The following is a 16,862-nucleotide window of genomic DNA, read 5'->3' as shown; positions in this document are numbered from 1 at the left end:
GGTCGGGTGACCGGGGGCCTTCGCGCGTCTCAGAGGAAGATCTTCACCAGCTGGTCGCGGCCCTCGGGGTCGCGCAGCAGCACCTTGTTGCCCGCGCGCATCTCCGCGTCGACGAACTCGTAGATCAGCAACGCCCGGTTGACCAGGTCGACCTTCTTGAGCCCGGTCCGCTCCTGGAGCCTGCCCAACGCCTCGACGGCTTCCGCGATCAGCGCCACGTTGACCCGGTCGACCACCGCCGGACGCTCGGACGCGGTTCTCTCGACCGACGACATCAGCGCACCCTCTTTCCCCGGCTCCTGTCCATCCCCGTCGCCAGTATGGCAGAGGCCGGCGGTACCGCCACACAAAGTGTGGTGAATCTGTGGCGATCTAGTTGCGCAGAGGCACCGTTCGTGTACGCTGACGGCATCTCGCGTGATGCGGGGTCGGGACACCACCTGTTCCGCGACCCCGGTGCTGCCGCGTCGCACGGGATGCCGCGACCCGATCGGGAGGTTGATCGGGAGGTCCGCGTGGAGGGAGGCGCGGACCGCGCAGTCGCGGCTGCCAGGTGGTCTCCAGCTTGCGGGGCCCGCAGGGGGCTCTCCTGCCTGGAGAGGAAAGGGCACTTCACCATGAGTGCCGCACCGCCGGACCCGGGTGTGCCCGGGTCCGACAACCCGGCGGGTTGGGAAGAGCCGACCCGCGAAGCGCGAGTGCGCGTGGAGAAGTCGGGTCTCAAGGTTGAAGTGGCCGTGCCCTCCAGCCAAGCGCCCCGAATGCTCAACGCGGCGGTCCTCGCGCTGGTGATGAGCGGGGTGGTCGTGAGCCCCGTGCTCACGCTGAGGGGCGTCCCCGTGGACTTCCCCGTGTGGGCGACCGTCGGCCTGGTCGCCGGTCAGATCGGCCTGCTGGGGCTGATCGCGCTGATCGTGCGACGTGCTCTGGGTCCCGGAGAGAGGGCCGAGCGGCAGAGCTGACGCGGTCAGGGGCACCCGGTCCGCGGGTGCCCCTTCCGCGTGCCCGCCCCGGACCTACAGGTCCACCGCCCAGGTCTGCGCCTCCACGTCCCGCCCGAACAGCCGCTCCGGCCGGCTCTTCACCACGGTGAACCCGACCTTCTCGTAGAGGTGCCGGGACGCGGCCAGCCCCGCCACCGTCCACAGCTCCATGCGCGCGTACCCGGCCCGGCGGGCGAAGCGCAGGCACTCGTCGACCAGCCGGGCGCCGATGCCCAGGCCCCGGGCGGCCGGCTCGACCAGCAGCATCCGCAGCTTGGCGGTCCGGTCGTCCACCCGCACGCAGAAGACCGACCCCACGGGCTCGCCGTCGACCTCCGCGATCCACGCCGCCTCGCGCCCCGGCACGTGCCGTTCCCCGTACTCACCCGCCACGCGCGCCACCATGGCCTCGAAGGTCTGGTCGAAGCCGCACTCCTCCGCGTACCGCACGCCGTGCCGGTTCACCACCCAGCCCAGGTCGCCGGGGCGCAGGGGGCGCAGCAGGTAGGCGCGCGGCGCGCCGGTGAGCAGGCGTTCGACCTTGCGCATGGCCGCGACCAGCTCGTCCCGGTCCGCGGGCGCGAGCCCGTCGAGCAGCGCCCCGATCCCGGCGTCGGACCGCTCGTCCAACCCGGCGAACACCTCGCGGCCGGTCCCGGTCAGCTCCACGACGTGCCGCCTGGGGTCGTTCGGCGAGGGTTCGCGGTGGACCAGGCCGTCGCGTTCGAAGCGGCCCAGGATGCGGCTGAGGTAGCCCGCGTCCAGGCCGAGGGACGCGCGCAGCGCCGGCGCCTCGCACGGGCCGCCCGCCAGCTCGAACAGCACCCTGACCTCGGTCAACGAGTAGGGCGAGTGCAGGTAGCCGCGGTCGAGCACGCCGATCACGCGGGTGTAGAAGCGGTTGAACGCGCGCACGTCCGCGACCGTCATCGTTGACTCCTTCAACGCTACCGTTGACCGGGTCAACCTTAGTCGCGCGGGCGGTAGACGCCCAGTGAGGCGGGCCGGGACCGGAACTCGAACCGCGAGCCGGTCGGCCCGACCTCGCCGTCCGTGGCGATCGCGACCTCCCCGTCCAGCACCCGCACGTCCAGCCACCGCGTCTCGACCTGCCGGTAGGTGCGGCTGCGGTGCAGCGACCCCAGCAGCGCCCCGATGAAGAACCGCGTCCGGGACAGCCGCCGGTCGGCGCGGACGCAGCGGACGTCGAGCAGGCCCTCGTCCAGCGCCGGGCGCGTGGTCGGCGCGAACCCCTTCGGCAGGTACGGGCCGTTGCCGACGAACAGCACCCAGATCAGCAGCCGCTCGCCGTTCAGTTTCACGCGCAGCGGCCGGGACGTGCGCAGCACCTGGAACAGCGCGATCGCCGCCGCGGGCCACTTGCCCCACCGGTCCCGCAGCCGCTCGCGCAGGCGGACCATGTCGGGGTAGCCGCCGAGGCTCGCGGTGTTGACGAACCACCGGGGCCCCGCGCCGTCGACCGCGACCGCCGCCAGGTCGACCAGCACGCCGTCGCCGTCCGCGACCGCCCGCGCGCTGTCGGCCAGGCCCGTCACGCCCACGTCCCGGGCGAAGTGGTTGAGCGTCCCGGCGGGCACCAGCACCAGGGGCAGCCGGTGGGCCGCCGCCAGCGCCGCGACCGCGGCCACCGAGCCGTCGCCGCCCGCCACGCCCAGCGCGCGCGGTTCGTGCCCGGCGACGACCTCGTCCAGGTCGTCGATGTCGACCACGGTCGCCTTCGGCCACTCGCGCACGATCGCCCCGGTCTGGTCGACGCCGCCCAGCCCGGCGCCGGGGTTGACCACGACCACCAGCCCCTCGCCGTCGACCAGCGGCTCCAGCGCCGCGTGCTCGCGCGCCGTCGCCGCGTCCGCCCGGTGCCGGGGCCACCAGCGCCGCGTGACCAGGCCCGCGACGACCCCGATGGCGGCGCCCGCGGCCACGTCGGAGGGCCAGTGCACGCCCGTGTGGACCCGCGAGTAGGCCACCGCCGCCGCGACCGGCGCCACCGCCGCGCCCAGGGCGGGCGACTCCATGGCCAGGGCCGTGGTGAACGCCGCCGCCGACGCCGCGTGCCCGGACGGGAACGACGACGACGTGGGCCGCTTGGTCAGCCGGCGCGACACGTGCAGCAGGTCGGCGGCGGGCCTGCGGCGCGGGAACAGCCGCTTGGCGACCAGGCTGGCGCTGAAGCTCGCGCCGCCGATCGCGGCCACCCCGCGCAGCGCCGCCCGCCTGGTCACGCCCTTGCGCGCGGCCAGCGCACCCGCGATGACGAGCCACAACAGGCTGTGGTTCGCCGCTTTCGACAACGTCTTGAGGCCGTGGTCGACGGCCGACCCGCGCAGGGCCGCGGACCGTCTCACCAGGGCCAAGTCCAGGCCACTCACGCGTCGGAGCACACGAGAACGTTATCGGGGAATTGGCGTGCCGCCCGATTGGATCACTGAGGAAAGCGCCGGATGCGCCTACTGTTGAAGGATGCAGCGGCGGATCTTCGGCATTGAGACTGAGTTCGGGGTGACCTGCACCTTCCACGGGCAGCGCAGGCTGTCCCCGGATGAGGTCGCGCGTTATCTGTTCCGCCGGGTGGTCTCGTGGGGGCGTTCGTCGAACGTCTTCCTGCGGAACGGCTCTCGGCTCTACCTGGACGTGGGGTCGCACCCCGAGTACGCGACGGCGGAGTGCGACGACCTCGCCCAACTCGTGACCCACGACAAGGCGGGCGAGCGGATCCTGGAGGACCTGCTGGTCGACGCCGAGCGCAGGCTCGCCGACGAGGGCATCGGCGGGGACATCTTCCTGTTCAAGAACAACACCGACTCCGCGGGCAACTCCTACGGCTGCCACGAGAACTACCTGGTCGCGAGGGCGGGGGAGTTCTCCCGCATCGCCGACGTCCTGCTGCCGTTCCTGGTGACCAGGCAGCTGATCTGCGGCGCGGGCAAGGTGCTCCAGACGCCGCGCGGAGCGGTCTACTGCCTGTCGCAGCGGGCCGAGCACATCTGGGAGGGCGTGTCCAGCGCCACCACCCGGTCGAGGCCCATCATCAACACCCGCGACGAGCCGCACGCCGACGCCGAGCGCTACCGCAGGCTCCACGTCATCGTCGGCGACTCGAACATGTCCGAGGTGACCACGCTGCTCAAGGTGGGCAGCACGAACCTGGTCCTGGAGATGATCGAGCAGGGCGTCCAGTTCCGCGACTTCAGCCTGGACAACTCGATCCGGGCGATCCGCGAGATCAGCCACGACCTCACCGGCCGCCGCACCGTGCGCCTGGCGGGCGGCAAGGAGGCCTCGGCGCTGGACATCCAGCGCGAGTACTACGAGCGGGCCGTGGACCACGTGGCCAAGCGGGCGCCGGACCCGATGGCCGAGCGGGTGCTGGAGCTGTGGGGCCGCACGCTGGACGCGGTCGAGGCGCAGGACCTGTCCAAGATCGACCGCGAGATCGACTGGGCCATCAAGCACCGGCTGATGGAGCGCTACCAGGCCAAGCACGACATGGACCTGTCCAACGCGCGCATCGCCCAGCTCGACCTCGCCTACCACGACATCCGGCGCGGACGCGGCGTCTTCGACCTGCTCCAGCGCAAGGGGCAGGTGGACCGGGTGACCGACGACGGCGAGATCGAGGCCGCCAAGGACACCCCGCCGCAGACCACGCGGGCCAAGCTGCGCGGCGACTTCATCGCCGCCGCGCAGGCCGCGGGCCGCGACTTCACCGTCGACTGGGTGCACCTGAAGCTGAACGACCAGGCGCAGCGCACCGTGCTGTGCAAGGACCCGTTCCGGGCCGTGGACGAGCGCGTGGAGCGGCTGATCTCGTCCCTCTAGCGGTGTCGGCGGGGGGCTCTTCACGAGGCCCGCACCTCGTGAAGAGCCCCCCGCCGTGGCCGCGGTGGCGGCCACGGCCGCGGCCCCGCTGGCCACGCCGCACGCCGCCGCGTCACCGGACCCGGCGGCCCGCGGTCCGGCCTCCCGGCACCCGGCCCGCGCGGAGGTGTGCTGGTCCGGCCGTGACCGAGGGGCGCCCGCGGGTGAATGGTCCGTTCACCCACGGGTGCCCCGTCACCTCCGGTCCGTTCGGGGTTAGGGTGCTCTGGTGGCCATCGCACGTGCCGAACGGCTCGTCAACCTGGTGCTCTGCCTGCTGTCGACCCGGCAGTACCTGACCGCCGAGCGCATCCGCGCCATCGTCCCCGGCTACGCCGACGCCGCGACGGACGAGGCGTTCTTCCGCATGTTCGAACGCGACAAGACCGAGCTGCGCGACCTCGGCGTGCCCCTGGAGACCGGTCGCAGCACGGCCTTCGACACGGTCGACGGGTACCGCATCGCCCGCCGCGACTACGAGCTGGGCGACATCGACCTGGAGCCCGACGAGGCGGCCGCCGTGGCGCTGGCCGCCCGCCTGTGGGACTCGCCGCAGTTCACCGGCGCCGCCCACGGCGCGCTGATCAAGCTCCGCGCCGCGGGCGTCGACGTCGACCAGGACGTGCACGTCCCGGTCGAGCCGAAGGTCCGCACCAGCGAGCCCGCGTTCCCGCCGCTGCTGGCCGCGGTGCGGGAGGGGCGCGTGGTGGAGTTCGACTACCGCAAGACCGCCTCGGTCGACGTCCAGCGGCGCACCGTGGAGCCGTGGGGCGTGGTCGCCTGGCGCGGCCGCTGGTACGTCGTCGGCCAGGACCGCGACCGGGGCGCGCCCCGCTGCTTCCGGCTGTCCCGGATCGTCGGCGACGTGCGCCAGGTCGGCAAGCCCGGCGCGGTGCGCCCGCCCGAGCAGGTGGACCTGCTGTCGTTCGTGGCCCGCAACCAGCCCGCGCCCGACGAGAGCGCGACCAGGGCCAGGCTGTGGGTGGCCAAGGGCCGCGGCCAGGGCCTGCGCCGGCGGGCCCGGCTGGTCGGCGAGCAGGAGTTCGACGGCGAGCCCGGCGACCTGCTGGAGGTGCAGTTGCGCTACCCGGACTCGGCGGCGACCTGGATCGCCGGCTTCGGCGCGGACGTGGTGGTGCTGGAACCGGACGTGCTGGCCAAGACGGTGCGGGAGAAGCTGCTGGGCGCGCTGCGCGGTGCGGGGCTGAGCGGGGCGGGGGTGCGCGCGTGACCGCCTCCACGGACCGGCTGCCCCGGCTGCTCGCCCTGGTGCCGTACCTGCTGGCCCGGCCCGGCGTCCCGATCGACGAGGTCGCCGAGGACTTCGAGGTCACGCCCAAGCAGGTCCGCAAGGACCTCGAACTGCTGTGGATGTGCGGCCTGCCCGGCTACGGGCCCGGCGACCTGATCGACCTGTCGTTCGAGGGCGACACGGTCACCGTGACCTTCGACGCGGGCATGAGCCGCCCGCTGCGGCTGACCGCGGCCGAGGCGACGTCGCTGCTGGTGGCGCTGCGGGCGCTGGCCGACACGCCGGGCGTGGCCGACCAGGACGCCGTGCAGCGGGCGGCGGCCAAGATCGAGGCCGCGGTGGGCCAGGCGCGACCCGCCGGCGTGGCCGTCGGCCTGGCCGTGCACGAGGCGCCCGAGACCGCCCGCGTGCGCGACGCGGTGTCCGACGGCCTGCTGCGCAAGCGCGCCCTGCACCTGCGGTACTACACCCCGTCGCGGGACGAGATCACCGAGCGGGTCGTGGACCCGATGCGGATGCTGCTGGTCGAGGGGCGCGGCTACCTGGAGGCGTGGTGCCGCGCGGCCGACGGCGTGCGGCTGTTCCGCCTCGACCGGATCGACGCGGTCGAGGTGCTGGACGAGCCCGCCGCGCCGCCGCCCCACGCCACGCCCACCGACACCTCGGAGGGGCTGTTCCAGCCGGACCCGTCGCAGCGGACGGCCGTGCTGGTGCTCGAACCGGACGCCCGCTGGGTGTCGGAGTACTACCCGACGGACGGCCTGGTCGAACTGGGCGACGGCCGCGCCCGGGTGCTCATGCGGTACGCCGACACCGCCTGGATGGTGCGGCTGCTGCTCGGCCTGGGCGGCGAGGTGCACGTGGAGGAACCCGCCGACCTGGTGGCCGAGGTGACCCGGCAGGCCGAGGCGGCGTTGCGCCGGGCGGATCACCTCCCGGCAACCTGAGCCCGCTACGGTGGAGCAGTGCCGTACCTGCCGTCCCTGGTCCTGATCGCCCTCGGCCTCGTCGTGCTCGTCGCGCTGGGGGTTCGGGTGGTCGGGGCATTGCGCCGCTTCCGCGCCGCAAGCACCCTGGTGGGTGACAGGGTCGGCGACGGCGCGGGTCTGCTGCGGGCGCGGTTCGCCGCGCTCGGGGTGGCCCTCGCCGAGCGGCGTCCGGACCGAGCCCGCCAGGGCGAGCCCCGCGTACCATCGGTGGACCGGGGGAGACAGGAGGACAACCGTGCCTAACCTCGGACCTACCGAGCTGATCATCATCGCCGTGGTGATCATCCTGCTGTTCGGTGCGAAGAAGCTGCCCGACATGGCGCGCTCGATCGGCCGCTCGGCGAAGATCCTCAAGGCCGAGACCAAGGGCCTGCGCACCGACGAGGAGCAGCAGGCGGCCCAGGCGCAGCCCGTGCAGCAGCCGGTCCAGCAGCTCCCGCCGGCCCAGCAGCCGGTCGTCCAGCAGCCGGTGGTCCAGCAGCCCGTGGCGCAGCAGCCCGTCGCCCAGCCGGTGCAGCAGCCGCAGGTGGCCCCGCCGATCGAGCAGACGCTCCAGAACAAGCAGAACACCAACTGAGCACCGACTAGAGCCGAAGGACGGTCCGCACGGTGGGGGCAAGTCCGGTCCGGTGGTGGTCCCAGCGCCGGGAGCGCCGCAAACTCACGAGCCGCCGGGGCAACCCCGACGGCACGATGTCGCTCAAGGACCACCTGTACGAGCTGCGGAACAGGCTGGCCTGGGCGCTGCTGTTCATCGCGGGCGGCGCGATCTTCGGCTTCATCTGGTGGGGCTGGGACATCGCGGGCCCGGTGCCGAGCCTGGGCGAGATCATCACCACGCCCTACTGCGCCATCCCGGAGGACCAGCGGCTCACCCAGGTCGGCCAGGGCTGCCAGCTCCTGCAGACCCAGCCGTTCGAGGTCTTCATGATCCGCCTGAAGGTCGGCACCGGCGTGGGCATGGCGCTGACCGCCCCGCTGTGGCTGTACCAGGTGTGGCGGTTCATCTCGCCGGGCCTGTACGCCAAGGAGCGGCGCTTCGCGCTGGCCTTCGTGTCGATCGCCTCGGTGCTGTTCGTCGTGGGCGCCACGCTGGCGTTCTTCGTCGTGCCGCAGGGCCTGGTGGTGCTGGTCGGCTTCGGTGACGGCCAGTTCATCACCGCGCTCACCGCGGGCGACTACGTGAGCTTCCTGCTGACGCTGCTGCTGATCTTCGGCGTGAGCTTCGAGCTGCCGCTGGTCGTGGTGATGCTCAACCGGGTCGGCGTGCTGCCCTACGAGAAGCTGAGCAAGTGGCGGCGCGGCATCGTGTTCGGCCTGTTCATCTTCGCCGCGGTCGCGACGCCGGGCACCGACCCGATCTCGATGGTGGCGCTGGCGATCGCGCTGACGCTGCTGTTCGAGCTGGCCATCCAGATCTCCCGGGTCCACGACAGGCGGGCCGCGCGCAAGCGCGGTGAGCTGGGCTGGGACGACGTGCCCGACGACGAGGCGGCCCCGTTCGACTACACGCCGTCGCAGGTCGAGGAGCCCGAGCCGGTGGCGGCTCCCGCGCCCGCGCCGGAACCGCAGCGGGTGCGGTACGACGACGCCACCTGATCCGTAGGCTCACCGGCCATGACGACGACGTCGACGCGGGCGGCCCTGCTGGTGTGCCCGGCCTCGGGCAAGGGCAGGGCCGCGCGCGTCGCGGGTTCGGTGGCGGCCGCGCTGCGGGAGGTGGTCGACCGCCTGGACCTGCACGTGGCGACCTCGGCCGAGGGCACCGCCAGGGTGGCGCGCGACGCCGTCGCGGACGGGGTGGACGTGCTGGTCGTGCTCGGCGGCGACGGCGCGGCCCACCTGGGCGTGCAGGCGTGCGCGGGCACGTCCACGGCGCTGGCCGTGGTGCCCGCCGGCACCGGGAACGACCTGGCCGCGGCCCTGGGCGCGACGTCCGCGGACGACGTGGTGGCCGCGCTGCGCGACGGCGCCCGCCGCCCGCTGGACCTCGGGCGGGTGGCCGGCGGCCCGTGGTTCGCGACCGTGCTGTGCGCGGGGTTCGACTCGGCGGTCAACGAGCGGGCGAACGCGATGCGCTGGCCCGCCGGTCCGCGCCGCTACGACCTGGCCATCCTCGCCGAGCTGGCGGCGCTGCGCCCCCGGCCGCTGGTGGTGGAGACCGAGGACCGGGTGGTGGAGCTGGACGCGCTGCTGGTCGCGGTCGGCAACACCACCAGCTACGGCGGCGGCATCCCGGTGTGCCCGGACGCCTCCCTCACCGACGGCCTGCTCGACCTGACCGTGGTGGCCGCGACGCCCCGGCGGACCCTGCTGCGGATGCTGCCCACGCTGCGCACCGGCCGGCACGTCGGGCACCCCGCGGTGCGCACGTTCCGGGCCAGGTCGGTGCGGCTGTCCGGGCCGCCCTGGGTGGCCTACGCGGACGGTGAGCGGCTGCGCGAGGAGCCGCTGGGCGCGGCGGCCCTGGAGGTCGAGTGCGTGCCGGGCGCGCTGACGGCCGTGAGCACCGGCTGAGGACCCGCCGGGCACCCCCCGAAGGGCGCCGAGGAGCTGCCCAAGGGCGCTGAGGACCCGCCGGGCGCCTGCCGGAGGGCGCCGGGGGCCGCCCCGGAGGGCCTGCGCTCAGCGGTGCCTGCTGAGCACGTCGCGCTCCCGCCAGCCGGTCGGCGGCACGGTGGTGGCGCGGCTGAGCAGCCACCCGGCGACGGACAGCACGCCGCCGGCGGCCTCGGCCGGCGTGCCGCACTCCGACTCCAGGCTCTCCAGCTCGTGCCGGCCGCAGTCGCTGATCGCGTCGCAGCGGATCGAGATCTCGCCGTCCACCAGCCAGGGCGGCGGCCGGCCGGCCCGGCCGCGGGCGTCGCACGGCACCGACAGGTGCAGCTCGAAGGCCAGCTCCTCGGTGCGGGCGACACCGGCCAGGCCCGCGTAGGGCGCACCCGGCAGGTGGGCGAACACCAGTCCGCCCCCGGGGTCGCCCAGGTGGACCGCCAGCCGCTCGACCAGGGCGGTCGCGGTGTTCAGCACGTCCAGGACGGGCTCGACCTCACCGAGGCGGGGGAACACCCACCGGAGGTCGCCGTCCCGCAGCGGAATCGGCGCCACGCCCCCGAGTGTGCCGCAAGACCCGACCCAGTGGTCTCCATAGCTTCAGTGTTGATTTAAAACGAAGTTCCGGGGCCGCGCGCGGATCCGGAAGGATTTTGTCGGCCCCATGTGACAGCCTGGACAGGTGTCAAGCTCCTCCCGGTCACCGGCCGACCAGTACGCGGACTACCGCCGCCGCTCCGCCCGGCCCAAGCTGACCGACTTCCTCTCGGTGATCTCCTTCGAGCTCGACCCGTTCCAGCGGCGCGCGTGCGAGGCGCTGGAGGACGGGCACGGCGTGCTGGTGTGCGCGCCGACCGGCGCGGGCAAGACCGTCGTCGGCGAGTTCGCCGTGCACATGGCCCTGGCCGAGGGCCGCAAGTGCTTCTACACGACGCCCATCAAGGCGCTGTCGAACCAGAAGTACGCGGACCTGGTCGACCGGTACGGCCAGCAGAAGGTGGGCCTGCTCACCGGCGACACCTCGGTCAACGGTGACGCGCCGATCGTGGTGATGACCACCGAGGTGCTGCGGAACATGCTCTACTCGGGGTCGTCGACCCTGAACGGGCTCGCCTACGTGGTGATGGACGAGATCCACTACCTGGCGGACCGGTTCCGCGGCCCGGTGTGGGAGGAGGTGATCCTGCACCTGCCGGAGTCGGTGCGGCTGGTGGGCCTGTCGGCGACGGTGAGCAACGCCGAGGAGTTCGGCGAGTGGCTGGTCGAGGTGCGGGGTGACACCACGGTGGTGGTGGACGAGCACCGGCCGGTGCCGCTGTGGCAGCACATGCTGGCGGGCAACCGGATGATGGACCTGTTCGCGGGCGAGGGCCCGGACGGGCACAACCGGATCAACCCGCAGTTGCTGCGCCACACCGACGACCTGTCGCGCTACCACCTGCCGTGGAGCCGGGGCCGGGGCAACAAGGACCGGGGTCGGTCGGCGCCGCGGTCGACGGGGTTCAAGCCGCCGTCGCGGGTGGACGTGGTGCAGCGGTTGGACGCGGCGGGGTTGCTGCCGGCGATCGACTTCGTGTTCAGCCGGGCGGGTTGTGACGCGGCGGTGCAGCAGTGCGTGCGCGCGGGGTTGCGGTTGAACTCGAACGACGAGGTCGAGGAGATCCGCGACGTCATCGAGGAGAAGACGCGGGACCTGCCGCAGAGCGACCTGATGGTGCTCGGCTACTGGGAGTGGCGGGAGGCGTTGGAGCGGGGGATCGCGAGCCACCACGCGGGGTTGCTGCCGGCGTTCAAGGAGACGGTGGAGGAGCTGTTCGTCCGCGGGCTGGTGAAGGTGGTGTTCGCGACCGAGACGTTGGCGCTGGGCATCAACATGCCGGCGCGGACGGTGGTGCTGGAGAAGCTGGTCAAGTACAACGGCGAGGCGCACGTCGACCTGACGCCGGGGGAGTACACGCAGCTCACGGGGCGTGCGGGGCGGCGTGGCATCGACGTCGAGGGTCACGCGGTGGTGGTGTGGCAGCCGGGGGTGGACCCGAAGGCGGTGGCGGGTCTGGCGTCGACGCGCACGTACCCGCTGCGGTCGTCGTTCCGGCCGGGCTACAACATGGCGGTCAACCTGGTGCACCAGTTGGGTGCGGCGGCGGCGCGGGAGATCCTGGAGCAGTCGTTCGCGCAGTTCCAGGCGGACCGGTCGGTGGTGGGTTCGGCCCGGCGGATCGAGCGGAACCGGGAGGCGCTGGTCGGGTACGCGGAGTCGATGAGCTGCCACCTGGGTGATTTCTCGGAGTACGCGTCGCTGCGCCGGCGGGTCGCGGACCGGGAGAAGGCGCTGGCCAGGCAGAACAGTTCGGCGAAGCGGGCGGAGGCGGCGGCGTCGCTGGAGCGGTTGCGCAAGGGTGACGTGATCGCGGTGCCGTCGGGGCGCCGGTCGGGGTTGGCGGTGGTGATCGACCCGGGGTTGGAGCCGTTGGGCGAGGCGCGGCCGCTGGTGGTGACGGAGGACCGGTGGGCGGGTCGGTTGTCGTCGGCGGACTTCCCGGTGCCGGTGGAGGTGTTGGGGCGGTTGAAGCTGCCGCGGCAGGTGGACACGCGGTCGCCGAGGTCGCGGCGGGACCTGGCGTCGTCGTTGCGGAACACGGGGATCGTGGCGCCGGTGGTGCGGAGGCGGCGGTCGACGGCGGACGACGACGCGGAGTTGGCGGCGTTGCGGCGGGCGTTGCGGGCGCACCCGTGCCACGGGTGCGAGAAGCGCGAGGACCACGCGCGGTGGGGTGAGCGGTACCACCGGTTGTTGGCGGAGACGGAGCAGTTGGAGCGGAAGGTCGCGGCGACGACGCACTCGTTGGCGCGGGAGTTCGACCGGATCCGGGGTTTGTTGCGGGAGCGGGGTTACCTGCACGCGGAGGAGGGCGGTCCGGGCGAGGAGGTCACCGAGCACGGGAAGCGGTTGACCAGGATCTACAGCGAGTCGGACCTGTTGGCGGCGGAGTGCCTGCGGCACGGGGTGTGGCGGGGCCTGGAGCCGGCGGAGTTGGCGGCGGTGGTGTCGGCGCTGGTGTACGAGGCGCGGCGGGACGGGCCGTTGGAGACGCGGTTGCCGCCGGGGCGGGTGTCGGACGCGATGATGGCGACGGCGCGGTTGTGGGCGGAGTTGGAGGACGACGAGCGGCGGCACCGGTTGGACCGGACGCGGCAGCCCGATCCGGGGTTCGCGTGGCCGGTGTACCGGTGGGCGCGGGGCGAGTCGTTGGAGAAGGTGTTGTCCTCGGCGGAGGAGAACGGCAACGAGTTGGGCGCGGGTGATTTCGTGCGCTGGTGCCGTCAGGTGATCGATTTCCTGGACCAGATCCGGGACGTGGTCGGCGGGGGCGACCCGGTCGGCGCGACGGCCCGGAAGGCGGTGGACGCGCTGCGGCGCGGGGTGGTGGCGATGGCCACCGTTTGACAAAGCTTTGCGGGGTGGGTGGGTACGGTGTCGACACCTGTGGTTTGATCGCGCCCGCAAGCCCAGATTTTTTCCGTCACGACCGTCGGAGGCCGAGCATGACCAGTCCGTACGGACCGTCCGGAGGGAACGACCCGCAGCCGCAGTGGGGCCAGCAGCCCTACGGTGGTGGGTACCCCGGCACGCCGTCGGGTGGTTTCCCCGCTCAGCAGCCCAACCCCTACGGGCAGCCGGATCCGTCGCAGCAACAGCAGCAGCAGTGGGGCCAGCAGGACCCGTCGCAGCAGCAGCAGTGGGGGCAGCAGGCCCAGCAGCCGTACCCGCCACAGCAGTACCCCGGCGGGTACGAGCAGAACCCGCAGTCCAACCCGTACGGGCAGCCGCAGCAGGGCCAGTTCGGCCAGCCCGGCCAGGGTCAGTACGGGCAGTACCAGCAGTACGGCCAGCAGGGCCAGTACGGGCAGCCGCCGCAGAAGAAGAAGTCGGGCGCGGTGCTGTGGGTGGTGGTCGCGCTGGTGGTCCTGGTGGTGGCGGCCGTGGGCATCACCGGTTTCGTCACGCCGGGGTTCTTCAAGAAGAAGGTGTTCGACAACGCGGAGGTCCAGAAGGGGGTCGTGACCATCCTGACGGACGTCTACAAGATTTCCGACGTGGAGAGCGCGACCTGCCCGGCGGACCAGGAGGTCAAGCCGAACACCACGTTCGAGTGCACCGCGAAGATCGACGGTGAGGACAAGACCGTCAAGATCACGGTGAAGACGGAGGACGGCGAGTACGAGGTGGGCCAGCCGGCGGGCTGAGGCCTTGGTCGGAGCCTGAGTCGAGGAGTTCCCGGAGCCGCCCCCTCGTGCACGAGGGGGCGGCTCTTCCGTACCACGACTTCTCCCGCCCGCCCCCTCTCCACCCGCTCACTGCACGTCCTCGCTCATCCGCTCCGACCCTCCCTTCCCCCTCCTCCCTACCCCTCTCCTCCAGTTCCCCTCCCCCCTCTCCGGGGACCTCCTCCGTACCCTCCCTCGCCCTCTCTCCTCCCCCTCCCTGTGACCAAAACTCGTTAGCCTTGCTTGCGATCTCGGGGCAGGATGCGTTGGTGACCGACCACGACATCCGCGTCCTCGACGACTCGCAGTACCGCGCCGCGCACACGCTGTTCCGGGGCACCCTCCACTACCCGCCCGCGGACGACGACGGGTGGAAGTTCGCCCGGGGTTCCTACGAGTCGGGACGGGCGTTCGGCGCGTTCGCCGATGACGAGCTGATCGGGACGGTGCAGGCGTTCTCCTCGCAGATGGCCCTGCCGGGTGGCGCGGTGGTGCCGCACGCGGCCGTGTCGAGGGTCGGCGTGCGGGCGGACTGGACGCGTCGCGGGGTGCTGAGCGCGCTGCAACGGGCGCAATTGCGCTCGTTCGTCGAGTCGGGTGACGTGGTGGCGACGTTGCGCGCGTCGGAGTCGCTGATCTACGGCCGGTTCGGGTACGGGGTGGCCACGCGCTACCGGACCGTGCGGATCGACCGGTCGCGCGCCAGGCCCCGCACGCGGATCGCCGGTCGGGTGCGGCTGGTCGACCTGGAGCAGGGCGAGGGGATCGCGCGCTCGCTGTACGAGGGGGTGGCGCCGCGCCGGGCGGGGACGATCGGGCGGTGGCCGGCGTGGTGGTCGCTGAACTTCCGCAACCCGTCGCGCGACGAGCGGCCGCGGATCGCCGTGAGGTCGTCGGGCGGCGAGGACGACGGCTACCTGGTCTACAAGGTCAAGCCCGGCGTGCACGACGCGGCCGAGGGCAAGCCGACCACCCTGGACGTGATGGACCTGTGGGCCCGCACGCCGGAGGCGTGGGCCGACCTGTGGCTGTTCGCGCTGGGCGTCGACCTGGTGACCGAGGTGACCGCCCACGGCCGCCCGCTGGACGAGCCCGTCGAGTGGCTCCTGGGCGACCGCCGCGCCTGTAGGACCACGACCGAGGAGGACGAGACGTGGCTGCGGCTGGTCGACGTCCCGGCGGCGCTGAGCGCGCGCACGTACCGCGACGGCACGCCCCCCGTGCTGATCGGCGTGCGAGACAACTACCTGCCCGACAACACCGGCACGTACCGGGTGTCGGCCGACGGGGTCAGCCGGGTGCCCGACGCGCCCGAACTGGTGCTCGACGTGGACGTCCTGGCCTCGGCGTACCTGGGTGACGTGCCGTTCTCCGCCCTGGCGTCGACCCGCAGGCTGGACGTGGTGGCACCGGACGCGCCGGCTCGAGCGGACGCCCTGTTCGCGGTGCCCGAGATCCCGTGGTGCGGCACCTACTTCTGAGCCCGGTGGGCTTCGGGACCGGCCCGAGCGTCGGCCCCGAAGCCCTCACGCCCCGAAGCCCTCACGCCGGGAACCCTCGAGCCGCGCCGTTCGACCTCCACTCCGGAGCCCTCACTCCCGGAGTCCTCGAGCCGCGCCGCTCGATCTCCCAAGCCTGACCGCGCCAAGCCCGATCACCCCGTGCCCCGCTGCCCGTGCCCCGCCGCCCCGTGCCCGCCGCCCCGCGCCCGCCGCCTCAAATCCCGCTGCTCCAAGTCTTGCCGCCCCGAGTCTTGCCGCGGCGAGACTTGATCACAGTGAGTGCCATCGCGCCGGGCGGCTGGACGGTCAGCGGCGTTCGAGCGCGTTCACCAACCGCGGCACGGAGCTGCCCAGGCCCCACCGCTTGGTCAGCTCGGCCACGCGGTCGGGATCGACCGGCGCGGCAGGGACCTCGTCCGACCGGTCGAGCACCACGTTGGCGTCGGTGGCCACGTTGACCACCGTCGGGGCTGCCGCGAGGTAGTCCTGGGCGGCCAGCAGGGCGTTGCGGGCGCGGGTGGTGAGCTTGCGGTCGCGACCGTCGTGCACGGCGTCGAGCACGGCTTGGAGCGAGCCGAACTCGGTGATCAGCTTCGCGGCCGTCTTCTCGCCGATGCCCGCCACGCCCGGCAGGCCGTCCGACGGGTCGCCGCGCAGCACGGCCATTCCCGCGTAGGCCGCACCGGCGTCGGCTGCGGGCAGCCCGTACTTGGCGGCCAGCTCCTGCGGGCCGATCAGCTCCGCCTTGGCCCAGCCCCGACCCAGGTAGAGCACGCGCGCCGGGGTCGGCTCGTCGCGGACGACCTGGAACAGGTCGCGGTCACCGGTGATCACCTCGACCGGGTCGGTGGTCTCGCGGGCGGTCAGGGTGCCGATGACGTCGTCGGCTTCGTAGCCCTCCGCCTCGGCGGTCGCGATGCCGACCGCGTCGAGCACGTCGAGGATGATCGGCACCTGTGGGGTGAGGGCGTCGGGCACTTCCTCCTCGCCGTCGGCGGCGCCCTGGGCGACCCGGTGCGCCTTGTACGACGGCAGGGCGGTGACCCGGAACTCCGGCCGCCAGTCCGCGTCCAGGCACGCCACCAGCCGGCTCGCTTTGCGGTCGGTGATGACCTTGGCGATGGTGTCGACGAACCCGCGCACCGCGTTCACCGGGGTGCCGTCCGGGGCGGTCATCGACTCCGGCAGCGCGTAGAACGCCCGGAAGTACAGGCTGGCGGCGTCCATCAGGACCAGCGGGTTGCTCACGGGGGAGAGCTTGCCAGAGATCACCGACAGTCGAACGGCCCCGGCGGCTGCCTGTGGATAACTCGCCAGAGGGGGAGGGAGGGAAGGGAGCGGCGGGCGGGATGGAAGGAGGGAGGGGTGGAGAGGGGTGAGGGTCGGTGGTGGTGAGGGGAGCGGGGGAGGGTGAGCGGGTGGGGGGAGGGCGTGG

16 protein-coding genes are annotated in these 16,862 nt (G+C 72.9%); 11 read left to right on the top strand and 5 right to left on the bottom strand.

The annotated features are described in order from the left end of the window. Positions 1-29: 29 nt before the first annotated feature. On the bottom strand, positions 30-275 hold the full coding sequence (locus ACFV4N_RS20650; RefSeq protein ID WP_499674173.1) for a hypothetical protein: 246 nt from the start codon (positions 273-275) through the stop codon (positions 30-32). 462 nt (positions 276-737) lie between these two features. Here ACFV4N_RS20650 and ACFV4N_RS20645 point away from each other — a divergent pair, with 462 nt between their 5' ends. Next, the gene (locus ACFV4N_RS20645; protein ID WP_499674172.1) at positions 738-962 is read left to right on the top strand and encodes a hypothetical protein; all 225 of its coding nucleotides are present in this window, start codon (positions 738-740) and stop codon (positions 960-962) included. Positions 963-1,016: 54 nt separating this feature from the next. Here the strand turns inward: ACFV4N_RS20645 and ACFV4N_RS20640 are convergent, their stop codons facing one another. Both ACFV4N_RS20640 and ACFV4N_RS20635 read right to left on the bottom strand, forming a co-directional pair. Further along, the gene (locus tag ACFV4N_RS20640) at positions 1,017-1,913 is read right to left on the bottom strand and encodes a bifunctional helix-turn-helix transcriptional regulator/GNAT family N-acetyltransferase (RefSeq protein WP_499674171.1); all 897 of its coding nucleotides are present in this window, start codon (positions 1,911-1,913) and stop codon (positions 1,017-1,019) included. A gap of 38 nt (positions 1,914-1,951) precedes the next feature. Further along, complete coding sequence (locus ACFV4N_RS20635; protein ID WP_499674170.1) at positions 1,952-3,373, bottom strand: bifunctional phosphatase PAP2/diacylglycerol kinase family protein; 1,422 nt, start codon at positions 3,371-3,373, stop codon at positions 1,952-1,954. Positions 3,374-3,464: 91 nt separating this feature from the next. Here ACFV4N_RS20635 and pafA point away from each other — a divergent pair, with 91 nt between their 5' ends. The 7 genes from pafA to ACFV4N_RS20600 all read left to right on the top strand — a co-directional run bounded on the left by pafA (position 3,465) and on the right by ACFV4N_RS20600 (position 9,620). Continuing rightward, the gene (pafA, locus tag ACFV4N_RS20630) at positions 3,465-4,823 is read left to right on the top strand and encodes a Pup--protein ligase (protein WP_499674169.1); all 1,359 of its coding nucleotides are present in this window, start codon (positions 3,465-3,467) and stop codon (positions 4,821-4,823) included. 268 nt (positions 4,824-5,091) lie between these two features. After that, positions 5,092-6,093 (top strand): helix-turn-helix transcriptional regulator, encoded by a 1,002-nt coding sequence (locus ACFV4N_RS20625; RefSeq protein WP_499674168.1) that lies wholly within the window; start codon positions 5,092-5,094, stop codon positions 6,091-6,093. Continuing rightward, positions 6,090-7,061 (top strand): helix-turn-helix transcriptional regulator, encoded by a 972-nt coding sequence (locus tag ACFV4N_RS20620; protein WP_499674167.1) that lies wholly within the window; start codon positions 6,090-6,092, stop codon positions 7,059-7,061. Before ACFV4N_RS20625 ends, ACFV4N_RS20620 begins: the two co-directional genes overlap by 4 nt. Positions 7,062-7,079: 18 nt before the next feature. After that, a complete protein-coding gene (locus ACFV4N_RS20615) occupies positions 7,080-7,346 on the top strand; it encodes a bacteriophage holin (protein WP_499674166.1) in 267 nt (88 codons plus the stop codon). Beyond that, positions 7,339-7,680, top strand: a complete 342-nt coding sequence (tatA, locus tag ACFV4N_RS20610) for a Sec-independent protein translocase subunit TatA (RefSeq protein WP_499674165.1) — start codon at positions 7,339-7,341, stop codon at positions 7,678-7,680. Before ACFV4N_RS20615 ends, tatA begins: the two co-directional genes overlap by 8 nt. Before the next feature lie 116 nt (positions 7,681-7,796). Then, positions 7,797-8,702, top strand: coding sequence for a twin-arginine translocase subunit TatC (gene tatC / locus ACFV4N_RS20605; RefSeq protein ID WP_499674175.1), 906 nt, complete (start codon positions 7,797-7,799; stop codon positions 8,700-8,702). Positions 8,703-8,720: 18 nt separating this feature from the next. Continuing rightward, the gene (locus ACFV4N_RS20600) at positions 8,721-9,620 is read left to right on the top strand and encodes a diacylglycerol/lipid kinase family protein (RefSeq protein ID WP_499674164.1); all 900 of its coding nucleotides are present in this window, start codon (positions 8,721-8,723) and stop codon (positions 9,618-9,620) included. A 108-nt stretch (positions 9,621-9,728) separates the two neighbouring features. Here ACFV4N_RS20600 and ACFV4N_RS20595 read toward each other — a convergent pair whose 3' ends face one another. Continuing rightward, a complete protein-coding gene (locus ACFV4N_RS20595; RefSeq protein ID WP_499674163.1) occupies positions 9,729-10,211 on the bottom strand; it encodes a hypothetical protein in 483 nt (160 codons plus the stop codon). Positions 10,212-10,338: 127 nt separating this feature from the next. On the opposite strand from ACFV4N_RS20595, the gene ACFV4N_RS20590 reads away from it, so the two are divergent. The 3 genes from ACFV4N_RS20590 (at position 10,339) to ACFV4N_RS20580 (ending at position 15,406) form a co-directional block, all read left to right on the top strand. Further along, entirely contained in the window at positions 10,339-13,104 is a 2,766-nt protein-coding gene (locus ACFV4N_RS20590; protein ID WP_499674162.1) for a DEAD/DEAH box helicase, read from the top strand. Between the two features lie 98 nt (positions 13,105-13,202). Further along, the gene (locus tag ACFV4N_RS20585) at positions 13,203-13,904 is read left to right on the top strand and encodes a DUF4333 domain-containing protein (protein ID WP_499674161.1); all 702 of its coding nucleotides are present in this window, start codon (positions 13,203-13,205) and stop codon (positions 13,902-13,904) included. A gap of 290 nt (positions 13,905-14,194) precedes the next feature. After that, positions 14,195-15,406 (top strand): GNAT family N-acetyltransferase, encoded by a 1,212-nt coding sequence (locus ACFV4N_RS20580; RefSeq protein ID WP_499674160.1) that lies wholly within the window; start codon positions 14,195-14,197, stop codon positions 15,404-15,406. 327 nt (positions 15,407-15,733) lie between these two features. Here ACFV4N_RS20580 and ACFV4N_RS20575 read toward each other — a convergent pair whose 3' ends face one another. Beyond that, positions 15,734-16,675 (bottom strand): 5'-3' exonuclease, encoded by a 942-nt coding sequence (locus ACFV4N_RS20575; RefSeq protein ID WP_499674159.1) that lies wholly within the window; start codon positions 16,673-16,675, stop codon positions 15,734-15,736. Between the last annotated feature and the right edge of the window lie 187 nt (positions 16,676-16,862).

Origin of the sequence: Actinosynnema sp. NPDC059797, assembly GCF_042732085.1 — a bacterium.
Classification (GTDB): Bacteria; Actinomycetota; Actinomycetes; order Mycobacteriales; family Pseudonocardiaceae; genus Actinosynnema.
This window is presented reverse-complemented; position numbering and strand designations above follow the sequence as displayed.

What these genes read in the sequence shown, in the direction of transcription:
- ACFV4N_RS20640 (WP_499674171.1), bottom strand. Translation starts at nt 1,913, where the DNA reads ATGACGGTCGCGGACGTGCGCGCGTTCAACCGCTTCTACACCCGCGTG.
- pafA (WP_499674169.1), top strand. Translation starts at nt 3,465, where the DNA reads ATGCAGCGGCGGATCTTCGGCATTGAGACTGAGTTCGGGGTGACCTGC.
- ACFV4N_RS20600 (WP_499674164.1), top strand. Translation starts at nt 8,721, where the DNA reads ATGACGACGACGTCGACGCGGGCGGCCCTGCTGGTGTGCCCGGCCTCG.
- tatC (WP_499674175.1), top strand. Translation starts at nt 7,797, where the DNA reads ATGTCGCTCAAGGACCACCTGTACGAGCTGCGGAACAGGCTGGCCTGG.
- ACFV4N_RS20650 (WP_499674173.1), bottom strand. Translation starts at nt 275, where the DNA reads ATGTCGTCGGTCGAGAGAACCGCGTCCGAGCGTCCGGCGGTGGTCGAC.
- ACFV4N_RS20585 (WP_499674161.1), top strand. Translation starts at nt 13,203, where the DNA reads ATGACCAGTCCGTACGGACCGTCCGGAGGGAACGACCCGCAGCCGCAG.